General features: G+C 65.0%; 10 protein-coding genes. 9 read left to right on the forward strand and 1 reads right to left on the reverse strand.

Annotated features, from left to right (window positions below; all coding sequences use genetic code 11):
• Positions 1 to 249 precede the first annotated feature (249 nt).
• The 3 genes from pnp to ACTJI6_RS04810 all read left to right on the forward strand — a co-directional run bounded on the left by pnp (position 250) and on the right by ACTJI6_RS04810 (position 4,094).
• On the forward strand, positions 250 to 2,394 hold the full coding sequence (pnp, locus tag ACTJI6_RS04800; protein WP_126153052.1) for a polyribonucleotide nucleotidyltransferase: 2,145 nt from the start codon (positions 250 to 252) through the stop codon (positions 2,392 to 2,394).
• Between the two features lie 85 nt (positions 2,395 to 2,479).
• Complete coding sequence (locus ACTJI6_RS04805) at positions 2,480 to 3,229, forward strand: hypothetical protein (RefSeq protein WP_440798321.1); 750 nt, start codon at positions 2,480 to 2,482, stop codon at positions 3,227 to 3,229.
• 82 nt (positions 3,230 to 3,311) lie between these two features.
• The gene (locus tag ACTJI6_RS04810) at positions 3,312 to 4,094 is read left to right on the forward strand and encodes a hypothetical protein (RefSeq protein WP_440798323.1); all 783 of its coding nucleotides are present in this window, start codon (positions 3,312 to 3,314) and stop codon (positions 4,092 to 4,094) included.
• Between the two features lie 51 nt (positions 4,095 to 4,145).
• Here ACTJI6_RS04810 and ACTJI6_RS04815 read toward each other — a convergent pair whose 3' ends face one another.
• Entirely contained in the window at positions 4,146 to 4,802 is a 657-nt protein-coding gene (locus ACTJI6_RS04815) for a peroxiredoxin (RefSeq protein ID WP_126153047.1), read from the reverse strand.
• A gap of 165 nt (positions 4,803 to 4,967) precedes the next feature.
• Between ACTJI6_RS04815 and ACTJI6_RS04820 the strand changes: the two genes are divergently transcribed.
• From ACTJI6_RS04820 to ACTJI6_RS04845, 6 genes are all read left to right on the forward strand, one after another.
• Positions 4,968 to 6,407, forward strand: coding sequence for an aldehyde dehydrogenase family protein (locus tag ACTJI6_RS04820; protein WP_440798641.1), 1,440 nt, complete (start codon positions 4,968 to 4,970; stop codon positions 6,405 to 6,407).
• 104 nt (positions 6,408 to 6,511) lie between these two features.
• A complete protein-coding gene (locus ACTJI6_RS04825; protein WP_440798326.1) occupies positions 6,512 to 7,249 on the forward strand; it encodes a flagellar motor protein MotB in 738 nt (245 codons plus the stop codon).
• A gap of 68 nt (positions 7,250 to 7,317) precedes the next feature.
• Entirely contained in the window at positions 7,318 to 8,634 is a 1,317-nt protein-coding gene (locus tag ACTJI6_RS04830) for a flagellar hook protein FlgE (RefSeq protein WP_440798328.1), read from the forward strand.
• 13 nt (positions 8,635 to 8,647) lie between these two features.
• A complete protein-coding gene (gene flgK, locus ACTJI6_RS04835) occupies positions 8,648 to 10,102 on the forward strand; it encodes a flagellar hook-associated protein FlgK (RefSeq protein ID WP_440798330.1) in 1,455 nt (484 codons plus the stop codon).
• A 2-nt stretch (positions 10,103 to 10,104) separates the two neighbouring features.
• Positions 10,105 to 11,115, forward strand: a complete 1,011-nt coding sequence (locus ACTJI6_RS04840; protein ID WP_440798332.1) for a hypothetical protein — start codon at positions 10,105 to 10,107, stop codon at positions 11,113 to 11,115.
• 17 nt (positions 11,116 to 11,132) lie between these two features.
• A complete protein-coding gene (locus ACTJI6_RS04845) occupies positions 11,133 to 12,215 on the forward strand; it encodes a flagellar basal body P-ring protein FlgI (protein WP_126153115.1) in 1,083 nt (360 codons plus the stop codon).
• The last annotated feature ends 15 nt before the right edge of the window (positions 12,216 to 12,230 follow it).

Below are 12,230 nucleotides of genomic sequence, written 5' to 3' on the forward strand. Positions count from 1 at the left end.
GCGTCCGCGGCCCCGGCTGCGGGCGCTGTCTTCGGCGACCGGCCTGTGCCGCGCCCCGCGCCTGGGCGGGCATCCGGCGCCGGGCCGGTCTGGCCACTTCCCAAACCCCCTGTTTTCCTGTAAGGCCCCGCCATCTGTGACGTGACGCCCATGCCCTGGGGCACATGCAAAGGATAGGGGCGGCGGCAATGGGGCCGCCATATGACACGGGCGCGAACCAGAGGGCTGGCGCGGCCCAGAGGAAATCAGATGTTTGATGAAGTGAAGAAATCCATTCAGTGGGGCCAGGAAACGCTCACGCTGGAAACGGGCAAGGTTGCCCGTCAGGCCGACGGCACGGTCATCGCCACCCTGGGCGAGACCAGCGTCATGGCCAACGTGACCTTCGCGAAAGAACCGAAGCCCGGGCAGGATTTCTTCCCGCTGACGGTTCACTATCAGGAAAAATACTATGCCGCGGGCAAGATCCCCGGCGGCTTCTTCAAGCGCGAGGCGCGCCCGTCGGAAAAGGAAACGCTGACCGCGCGCCTGATCGACCGGCCCTGCCGCCCGCTGTTCGCGCCGGGCTTCAAGAACGAAGTGCTGGTGATGTGCACGGTCCTGTCGCACGACCTGGTGAACGATCCCGACATCGTGGCGATGATCGCGGCCTCGGCGGCGCTGACCCTGTCGGGCGTGCCCTTCATGGGTCCGATCGGCGCCGCCCGCGTCGGTTTCGCCAATGGCCAGTATGTGCTGAACCCCGAGGTTCAGGACATGGACAACCTGCGCGCCAACCCGGAACAGCGGCTGGATCTGGTCGTCGCCGGGACCAAGGACGCCGTGATGATGGTCGAGTCCGAGGCCTATGAGCTGTCGGAAGAGGAAATGCTGGGCGCCGTGAAGTTCGGCCACGAGCAGATGCAGCCGGTGATCGACCTGATCATCGATCTGGCCGAGGCTGCCGCGAAAGAGCCCTTCAACTTCCAGTCGCCCGATTACAGCGCGCTGTATGCCCGCGTGAAATCGCTGGGCGAAGCCGGGATGCGCGCCGCCTATGCCATCCGCGACAAGGGCGAGCGTCACGACGCCATCGAAGCCGCGAAAGCCGCCGTCAAGGCCGGTCTGTCCGAAGAAGAACTGGCCGACCCGAACCTGGGTTCGGCGCTGAAGAAGCTGGAATCGGGCATCCTGCGCGGCGACGTGATCAATGGCGGCGCCCGCATCGACGGCCGCGACAACCGCACCGTGCGCGCCATCGACAGCGAAGTCGGCATCCTGCCGCGCACCCACGGCTCGGCCCTGTTCACCCGTGGCGAAACGCAGGCCCTGGTGGTGACCACGCTGGGCACCGGCGACGACGAGCAGATCATCGACGCGCTGCACGGCAACAGCCGCAGCAACTTCCTGCTGCACTACAACTTCCCGCCCTATTCGGTGGGCGAGGTCGGCCGCGTCGGTTCCCCCGGCCGCCGCGAGATCGGCCACGGCAAGCTGGCCTGGCGCGCGCTGCAAGCCGTGCTGCCGGCGCCGACCGACTTCCCCTATACCATCCGCGTCGTGTCCGAGATCACCGAATCGAACGGCTCGTCCTCGATGGCGTCGGTCTGCGGCGGGTCGCTGGCGATGATGGACGCGGGCGTGCCGCTGAAGGCGCCGGTCGCCGGGGTGGCGATGGGCCTGATCCTGGAAGACGACGGCCGCTATGCGGTCCTGACCGACATCCTTGGGGATGAGGATCACCTGGGCGACATGGACTTCAAGGTCGCCGGCACCGCCGAGGGCATCACCTCGTTGCAGATGGACATCAAGGTCGCGGGCATCACGCCTGCCATCATGGAACAGGCCTTGGCGCAGGCCAAGGAAGGGCGTCTGCACATCCTGGGCGAAATGGCCAAGGCCCTGACCGAAGGCCGCCGCGAATTTTCGGCCCACGCCCCCCGGATCGAGACGATGCAGATCCCGACCGACAAGATCCGCGAAGTGATCGGGTCCGGCGGCAAGGTCATCCGCGAGATCGTCGAGGTTTCGGGCGCCAAGGTCGACATCAACGACGACGGCACCATCAAGATCGCCTCGGCCAATGCCGATTCGATCAAGAAGGCCTATGACATGATCTATTCGATTGTGGCCGAGCCCGAAGAAGGCCGGATCTATACCGGCAAGGTCGTCAAGCTGGTCGATTTCGGCGCCTTCGTGAACTTCTTCGGCAAGCGCGACGGCCTGGTCCATGTGTCCCAGATCGCGAACAAGCGCCTGAACCACCCGAACGAACTGCTGAAGGAAGGCCAGGAGGTCAAGGTCAAGCTGCTTGGCTTCGACGACCGCGGCAAGGTCCGGCTGGGCATGAAGATGGTCGACCAGGAAACCGGGCAGGAGATCACCGAGACCAAGGAAGAACCGGCCGAGGGCTGATTGTTCCGCAAGATCGTGAAGAACCCGGACTTGTCCGGGTTCTTCTTTTGACGGTACCTCAGTTCGGCAGGGGCCACGCGGGCGGATGGTCAGGCGCAGGAAATCCAGGATCGAGCGGTTCTTCTCGCTCAATCAGCACCGCAAACGCTGGGGCGCGCGGCGGCATGTCGTTGCCGATCCCGATCTGGCCGCGATGCGGGACCGGATCGTCGAGGCGGGCGAGCCGGTGCAGACCCACGGGTCGGAAAAGTCGCTGGACCTGCATCTGGCGAACCTGCGGCGCGAGTTCTCGGGGCAGGCCGAGCTGCTTTTTCACCATGCCTCGCTGATCGTCCTGATCCGCCGTGAAGTGCGGCTGTCCGAAAACATCGCACAGTTCGAAGCTCTTTGGACGCAGGAGGCAGAGTTCCTGTGCCGGCACCTGAATCTGCGCTGGCTGATCTCGGCGGCGGATACGCTGGCCGACCATGCCGCCGATCCGCAGGCGCGGGCGGTCGGGATGATGGCCACGCTTCTGGGGAATGCCGTCAAGATCGGCGAATCCGACCGCTATATCCACGGTGCCGAGGCTCTGGCACCGGTGCCCGAGCGGATCGAGGGGCTTCAGGCAGGCATGGTCCCGCTGTTCGACGGGCTGGCCGTGTTCAAGGTGGGTTCCGATGACATGCTTCGCAACATGTATTGGCGGCTTGAGCCTTATTTCGCCGCGGGTCCTGCGGGGATGATCTTCAAGACGATCTATGACCGCATGCAGGTCCATGACACGGCATTCGCCCGGCTGCGCGCACTGCACCATCGTGACCGAACCAGGTGGTGGGACAGTAGCGAAACCTGAATTCTGTCTGCACGTCGCCAGGCCCTGCTTGCCAGGCGGGTCCGGCTTGGCGCAAGCTGCCTTCAAAAAGCGAGATCTGGACATGAACAGCAAGCCCTTGCTGATCCTGACGATGAAATGGGGCACACTCTACGGTGCTGCGGATGTCAACCGGCTGGCCGCGCAGGTGCGCCGACACCTGGACCGGCCGCACCGCTTCATCTGCTTCACCGATGATGCCAAGGGGCTGGCGCCGGAAATTGAGGCCCTGCCGCTGCCCGAACTGGGCCTGCCCAAGGGCAATTCCGATACGCGCTGGCGCAAGCTGGCGCTGTTTCGCCGCGATCTGGGGGGGCTTTCAGGGACGGCGCTGTTCCTGGATCTGGACCTGGTGGTCGTTGGCGATCTGGCGCCGTTCTTCGATTATCCAGGCGAGGTGCCGATCATTCGTGATGACGATCTGTTTCGTCCGAAACCTCTGCGCCGCCTGCGGCCCGCTCGCGACCGCTTCCTGCATATGGTCGGCAATACCTCGGTCTTCCGTTTCACCATTGGCGCGCATCCCGAAGTGCTGGACAGCTATCTTGCTGATCCCGCGGGTGCCTCGGCCCGTTATGAACACGAACAGCAGTTGGTCAGCGATCTGCTGGATCGGCAGGGCAAGCTGACCTATTGGCCGCGTGGATGGTGCGTCAGTTTCAAGAATGACTGCGTGCCGAGGAACGTCGCCAGCTATCTGCGCGACCCCAGTTTGCCCGAAGGTGCAAGGATCGTCCTGTTTGCCGGGGCGCCGAAGATGGAGGATGTCTTTGCCGGCCGAGGGCATAAGGTCTATCGTCGGATCGGCAAGATCGATTGGCTGCGCCGGGCCTGGGAAAATCCCTGAGAGCAGTCGGCCTGAGGATCGGCCGCACCCCGGGCGCGGCCGATAGGGGTGTTACGCGGGATCCTTGGCAAAGCGCAGATAGGGCAGCTTGATGTCCAGCGGGCCGTATTTTTCCTCGGCCGCTTTGTCGTCCAGCGACAGGGCCACGATCACGTCCTGGCCCGGCTGCCAGTCGGCGGGGGTCGCGATGGGCACGCCGTCGGTCTTGCGCACCGCGTCCAGCGCGCGCAGGATCTCGGCGAAGTTGCGGCCGATGGACATCGGATAGGTCAGCGTCAGGCGGATCTTCTTGTCGGGACCGATGATGAACACGCTGCGCACGGTAGCCGAATGGGCCGGGGTGCGGCCTTCGTTCGGCAGATAATATTCGGCCGGCAGCATGTCATAGGCCTTGGCGACGGTCAGGTCGCGGTCGTCGATGATCGCGAAATTCGCCGGGACACCCGCAACCTGTTCGATGTCGCGCTTCCATTTGCCGTGATCCTCGACCGAATCGACCGAGACGCCCAGAACCTTGGTGCCGCGCTTCTCGAATTCCGGGACCAGCCGGGCCACGGCGCCGAATTCGGTCGTGCAGACCGGCGTGAAATCACGCGGATGGCTGAAGAGGATCGCATAGCTTCCGTCCAGCCAGTCGTGAAAGCGGATCTCGCCCTCGGTCGAGGGGGCGGTGAAATCGGGGGCGATGTCGTTGATACGCAGGGACATGAGGGGCCTTTCGAGAGGGAACGTTCCGGCAGAATAGGGGAAACGAACCGGAATGCCAGTCTTTTATCTACTTCATTGGTCGAGATTAACAAGGCTTGCACAGGGCCGCCCGTCGTTTCACCTTGTGCGGGAAATCCGAACGGGGAAGGGATCGCCATGACCGGGCTGCTGGACAAGCGCAAGTTCTATATCGACGGGGAATGGGTCGATCCCGTCCGGGCCAACGACCTCGAGGTGATCGACCCTTCGACCGAGGAGGCCGTGGCGGTCATCAGCCTGGGCGACCGGGCCGATACCGACCGGGCGGTCGCCGCCGCCAAGGCGGCGTTCGCCGACTGGTCGCTCACCGAGCCCGCAGAACGGCTGCGCCATGTCGAACGGATCCTGGAAATCTACAATCGCCGGGCGCCGGACATGGCTTGGGCGATCAGTCACGAAATGGGCGCGCCGCAGGACATGTCGCTGGGCGACCAGGTTGCCGCGGGCACCTATCACATCCAGAATTTCATCAACGCCTTCAAGGAATTCGACTTCATCCGCCCGTTGGGGGATCACGCCCCGACCTCGATGGTGGCATGGGAGCCGGTGGGCGTTGTCGGGCTGATCACGCCCTGGAACTGGCCCATGAACCAGGTCACGCTGAAGGTCATCCCGGCGATCCTGGCGGGCGATACCTGCGTGCTGAAACCGTCCGAGATCGCGCCCCTGTCGTCGCTGATCTTTGCCGAGATCGTGGACGAGGCGGGCCCGCCCAGGGGCGTCTTCAACCTGGTGAACGGCGACGGACCGGGGGTCGGCACGCAGCTGTCGACCCACAAGGACGTGGACATGATCAGCTTCACCGGATCGACCCGCGCCGGGATCGCGATCACCAAGGCGGCGGCGGACACGCTGAAGAAGGTCGTGCTGGAACTGGGCGGCAAGGGGGCCAACATCGTCTTCGCCGATGCCGACGACAAGGCGGTGGTGCGCGGCGCGCGGCATTGCTTCTATAACAGCGGCCAGTCCTGCAACGCGCCGACCCGGATGCTGGTCGAACGCTCGATCTATGACCAGGCGGTCGAAACGGCGGCCAGGGTCGCCCAGGAAACGCAGGTGGCCAGCGCGCATCAGCCCGGAAAGCATATCGGCCCTGTGGTCAGCAAGCTGCAATGGGACCGGATCCAGGATATGATCCAGAAGGGCATCGACGAGGGGGCGCGCCTGGTCGCCGGCGGCACCGGCCTGCCCGAGGGCGTGAACCGCGGCTATTTCGTCCGCCCGACCGTCTTTGCCGATGTCAGCAACGACATGACCATCGCCCAGCAGGAAATCTTCGGTCCGGTCCTGTCGATCATCCCCTTCGATTCCGAGGAACAGGCCATCGAGATCGCCAACGACACGCCCTACGGGCTGACCAACTATGTCCAGTCCCAGGACGGCGCGCGCCGCAACCGCGTGGCGCGGCGCCTGCGGTCGGGGATGGTCGAGATGAATGGCCAGTCGCGCGGGGCGGGGTCGGCCTTCGGCGGCGTCAAGATGTCGGGCCGCGCCCGCGAGGGCGGTGTCATGGGGCTGGAGGAGTTCATGGATTCCAAGGCCATCAGCGGCTGGCACAGCGACTGATCGGGTCGTTCCGTCCGCGGATAATGCCTAGCATTTGAGGGGTCGGCTTGTTCCAAAGCCGACTTGCCGCGACATTGCGCCTGAACAGCGATGGCGGAATGGCGATGGCACGGCAGAAGGCGGAGACGGGTCCGACGATCCTGATCAAGCGGGTGACCGCTTCCAGCGAAGCCGGCCACCATGGCGGCGCCTGGAAGGTTGCCTATGCGGATTTCGTGACCGCCATGATGGCGTTCTTTCTGCTGATGTGGCTTCTGAACGCCACCACAGAACAGCAGCGCGCGGGCCTGGCCGAGTATTTCAATCCGACCATCGTGCGGACCCCCGGCGCCTCGGGCGAGGGGGTGGAACAGCTGGGCAAGGACGCCTCGGACGCGACCCTGGACCAGGTGGCCGAGGAGATCGGCCGCCAGCTTCGCGCCACCGGCGGCGAATCGCAGCAGCTGACCAATCTTCTGCGCCATGTCGTCACCCGCATGACCGACGAGGGGCTGGTCATTGAACTGGGCGATCTGACCGACCAGGCGCTGTTCGTGGAAGACAGCGCCCAGCCTCAGCCGGTCCTGTCCGAACTGACCCGAATCATCGCCCGCGTTATCGCCAAGACCCGCAACCAGATCGCCGTTTCCGGCCATGTCCGGGCCTATCCCGAGATGCTGGTGAACTCTCCGGTCTGGGCGCTGTCGGACGCCCGCGCCCATGCGGTCCGCAACCTGCTGGAGGGATCCAGCCTGGACGCCAAGCGAATCCAGCGGGTTACAGGATATGCCGACCGCAAGAGCAAGACCGGAAACCCCATGGATCCGGCTAACAACCGGATCGAAGTGATTTTACTCAGATAGGCCGGCGCGATTAGGCGAATCTTAAGCCCTGCGTCGGATGATCAAGACGAACTGAAAAAGGTGATGCCATGTCAATGTCTTCCGCGATGAGCGCCGGTGTTTCCGGGCTGGCGGCAAACTCCACCCGTCTTGCAACGATTTCCGACAACATCGCGAACTCGGGCACCTATGGCTACAAACGGATGGAAACGGACTTCAATTCCTTCGTGCTGAACCAGCATCGCATCGCCGGGCTGTATTCTGCGGGCGGCGTCACGGCGACGACGCAGCGCCTGATCGAGGATGACGGGGGGCTGTCCACCACCTCTCACCCGCTGGACATCGCGGTGTCCGGGCGCGGAATGCTGCCGGTGACATCGGCGGTGGATCTGGACAACGGCTTTACCGACCTGCCGTTCATGATGACCCGGACCGGATCGTTCCGCACCGATGCCGAGGGTATCCTGCGCACACAATCCGGTCTGGTCCTGATGGGCTGGCCCGCCCAGGCGGATGGCAGCATCCCGGTGATGTCGCGCGATACCATGACCGGGCTGGTGCCCGTCCAGATCAGCGCCAACCAGACCGCCGGCGATCCGACCACCCAGATATCCCTTGGCGTCAACCTGCCCGCGACCGAAACGCTGCCCACGGCGTCAGGCGCCTCGATCCCTTACAAGGTGGAATATTTCGGCAACCTGGGCACGTCGGAATCCTTGAATATCACCTTCACTCCCAACATCTCGGACGCCACAGGCATGTCCAGCACTTGGGTGATGGAGGTCCGCGATTCGGCGTCGAATCCGGCGTCCAATCTGGTCGGATCGTACCGGATCGTTTTCGATGAAAGTCAGGCGAACGGCGGCAGCATCGCCAGCGTGACCACGCTTAGCGGCGGGGCTTACGACCCGGTCACGGGGGCGATCGGTCTGGCCGTGGCGGGCGGGTCCATGGATCTGGTCATCGGTACGCCGGGCGGGACGACGGGTATGCGCCAGCTTTCGGCTAATTTCTCGCCCACCAACGTCACCAAGAACGGCTCGCCGGTCGGCAACCTGACCACGGTCGAGGTGGATGCGGACGGTTTCCTGAAAGCCAGCTATGACACCGGCTTCGTCAAGACGCTGTATCAGATCCCGCTGGTGGACGTGCCCAACCCCAACGGCCTGGTCTCGGTCGATTCGCAGGCCTTCACGATCTCACCCACCTCGGGCAGCTTCTTCCTGTGGGACGCGGGCGACGGCCCGACGGGTTCCGTCCAAGGCTATGCGCTGGAAGAATCGACCACCGACGTGGCCGAGGAACTGACCCATCTGATCATGACGCAGCGCGCCTATTCGTCGAACGCCAAGATCATCCAGACCGTCGACGAGATGCTGCAGGAAACCACCAATATCAAGCGCTAAGGGGTAAGTTGGGATGAGCATCGCGCGCGCCCTTGGAAATGCCGTGTCAGGCTTGACGGCCACGGCGCGGGGGACCGAAACCGTGGCGGCGAACCTGGCCAATGCCGCGACCCCCGGCTATGCCCGGCGGGAACTGGCGGTCAGCGCCCAGACCGCGGGCGGCAATGCCGGGGGCGTGCGCGTCGATGGCGTCACCCGCGCCGTGAATGCCAGCGTGCTGTCCGAGTCCCGCTTGGCCGAGGCCGCGAGGGCCGAGGCTTCCACCCGGCTGGCCTTCGCCACCGCGATCGAGGATCAGATCGGCATCGCCGGCAATGCCGGCAGCCTGGGCGCGGCGCTGACCGATTTCCAGACCGCATTGTCATCGGCCGCCAGCCGCCCCGACGACGAAATCCGCCTGACGCAGGCCGTGGACAAGGCGCAGGCTCTGGCCTCGCGGCTGAATGCGGCCTCGGACCAGGTTCAGGCCGCCCGTAGCGCGGCGGATCAGGCGATCGCCACCGATGTCGCCACGCTGAACAAGTCCCTGGCCGAGGTCGCGCATCTCAATCGCCGGATCACGGTGATGGAAGCCGACGGGTCGGACCCCTCGTCTTTGATCGACCAGCGGCAGGGGATCATCAGCGAGATCTCCAAGATCGTCCCGGTGCAAGAGGTGACGCGCGCCGCCGGTGCCGTGGCCCTGTTCACGACCGGAGGTGCCGTGCTTCTGGACGGCACTACGCCGACCGCCTTCGGCTTCGACGCGGCTGGTCAGGTGACGGCTGGCCAGACGGTCGGATCCGGGCTGGCGCTGCTGACGCAGAACGGGATCGACCTGACGCAGGCCCAGATGCGGCTTTACGCGGGCGGGTCGCTGGCGGCGAATTTCGCCATCCGCGACGAACTGGCCCCTGCGGTTCAGGCGTCGCTGGACGATCTTGCCTATGACCTGCATGAACGGCTGGCCGATCCTGCGGTCGACGGCACCTTGACCGCCACCTCGGCGGGATTGTTCACCGACGACGGCGTCCGCGCCAGCCTGGCGGACAAGACGGGGCTGGCAGGGCGGATCAGCCTGAACACCGCCGTCATCGAATCCCAGGGCGGCGATGTGTGGCGCCTGCGGTCCGGGCTGGCAGCCGGTGCAGAAGGTGCCGTTGGCGACGCCACCCTGCTGGTCGCGATGTCGGATGCCCTGAACCAGGCGACCGCAGCCTTGGCGGGCACCGGATTCAGCGGCAAGGCCTCATTGGCCGACCGCCTGGGTACGGTGGAATCGCAGGTCTCGACCGCGCGGGTGAATGCCCAATCCGACGCCGCGATCCGCAATGGGCAAGCCGATACGATCTGGTCGCGGCTGGCGGCGGATGGGGTGGACAGCGATGCCGAAATGCAGCGGCTGCTGCAATATGAACAGGCATATGCCGCCAATGCGCGGGTCATTCAGGCCATTCAGACCATGATGGATCAGATACTGGGGATATGACGATGACGGTGCAACCCATCGGGGATCAGGCGCGCGCCTTTGCCATGCAGGCCGCGACGAACCGGATCAAGACCACCATGGCAACCTTGACTGCCGAACTGGCCAGCGGCGAAGTCGCCGACCTGGGCGGCAGGCTGCAAGGCAACACCCAGAACCTCGCCGGGATCGAAGCGCGGCTTGCTGCGCTGGCGCAGTTCGGGCGCAACGCTGCCGAGGCCGCCGCCCATACCAAGGGAATGCAGGACGCGCTGACCTCGGTCCAGACGACGGCCACCCGGATAGGGCAGAGCCTTTACCTGGAGCCCCAGGCCGCGACGGATGCGCTTGTGGCCACCCGCTCGGCGGAAGCGGCTTCGTCCTTGCAGGCGGTGATCGGCCAGCTGAACGGCTCGGTCGGGCAGCGTTTTCTGTTTTCCGGCATGCAAAGCGATACCCAGCCCCTTGCCTCGGCCGAAACCATCCTGACCGCCTTGACGACCCAGGTCGCAGGGCTGACCACGGCGGCAGATGTGGCCCAGGCGGTGTCGGATTGGTTCGATGCGCCCCCTGGCGCGGGCGGTTTTGCGGATGTCGCCTATCATGGCGGAACCGGCGGGCAACTGACCCCCATCGGTGAAAGCATGACGATCACCCTGACCACGACCGCCCTGTCGCCCGCCATCCGCGACAGCCTCAAGGGCTTGGCGACGGCGGCGATGGTCGATCGCGGCGCCCTGGCCGGAAACGGAGCCGAACAACGGATGCTGTTGCAGGCGGCAGGCAAGTCGCTGCTGGACAACTCGCCGCCCTTGATCGCCGAGATGGCACGCGTGGGTTATGCTCAGCAGCTTATCGCCACGGCTCAGACCGAGGGGTCCGCTGCGACAGCCACGCTGCAAACTGCCCGCAACACCTTGCGAGAGGCCGATCCGCTGGCGACCTCAACCGCGCTCAGCGATGCGGAAACCAAGTTGGATACGCTTTACTCCGTGATCGGACGGTTATCGCAGCTGAAGCTGGTGGATTATCTGTGATGCGGCGTCTTCTTGCGATGATCGTCATGGCATTGCTGCCTGTGATCGCGGCAGCCGCCCCGGTCCGCATCAAGGATCTGGCCGATTTCGACGGCGTACGCGGCAACGACCTGGTGGGCTATGGCTTGGTCGTCGGCCTGGACGGCACCGGCGACGGCTTTCGCAACGCCCCCTTCACCGAGGAACTGCTGGCGGGGCTGCTGGAGCGGCTGGGCGTCAACGTCACGGACGAGGCGCTGCGATCCCGCAACGTCGCGGCTGTGGTCGTCACTGCGACCCTGCCGCCCTTCGCGCGTTCGGGCAGCCGCATCGACGTCAGCGTCTCGACCATCGGGGACGCCAAGAGCCTGCTGGGCGGGACCCTGGTGATGACGCCGTTGAAGGCGGCGGACGGCAACATCTATGCGGTGGCCCAGGGTTCGATCATCGCCAGCGGCGCGGCGGTCGAAGGCGAGGCCGCCCGCGTGGTCGAAGGTGTGCCGACCTCGGGCAAGATCCCGGTCGGCGCGCGGGTCGAGCGGGAGGTCGAGTTCGATTTCGCCGGCATCCAGAATATCCGCGTCGCCCTGCGGAACGCCGATTTCACGACCGCGACCCGGATCGAGGATGCGATCAACAGCGATTTTGATCGCCGTGTTGCGACGACCCAGGACAGCGGCACGGTTCTTGTCGAATTCCGCCAGCTCGGCGCCGTCAATCCGGCGCGCGTTCTGGGGCGGATCGAGAACCTGACCGTCGAACCCGAGGACCGGGCCAAGGTGGTCATCGACCACAAATCGGGCACCATCGTGATTGGGGAAAGGGTGCGCATCTCTCGGGTGGCGGTGTCGCAGGGTGCCCTGACGCTGAGCGTGAGCGAGGCACCCATGGTGTCGCAGCCCAACCCCTTTGCGCGGGGCGAAACCGTGACTGTGCCCAGGACGGTTGCCGAATTGCGCAACGAACCCGGCATCGGCTTTGCCGAGGTGGCGGGCGAGACCTCGCTTAGTGATCTGGTCGAAGGGCTGAATGCCCTTGGTGTCCGGCCGCGGGAAATGATCGACATCCTGAAGTCGATCCATGCGGCAGGGGCGCTTCATGCCGATCTGGTGATTGAGTGAAGGACGGGATTTTTT

The sequence above is a fragment of the Paracoccus sp. 22332 genome (genome assembly GCF_052045125.1).
In the GTDB taxonomy this organism is placed as follows: domain Bacteria; phylum Pseudomonadota; class Alphaproteobacteria; order Rhodobacterales; family Rhodobacteraceae; genus Paracoccus; species Paracoccus haematequi_A.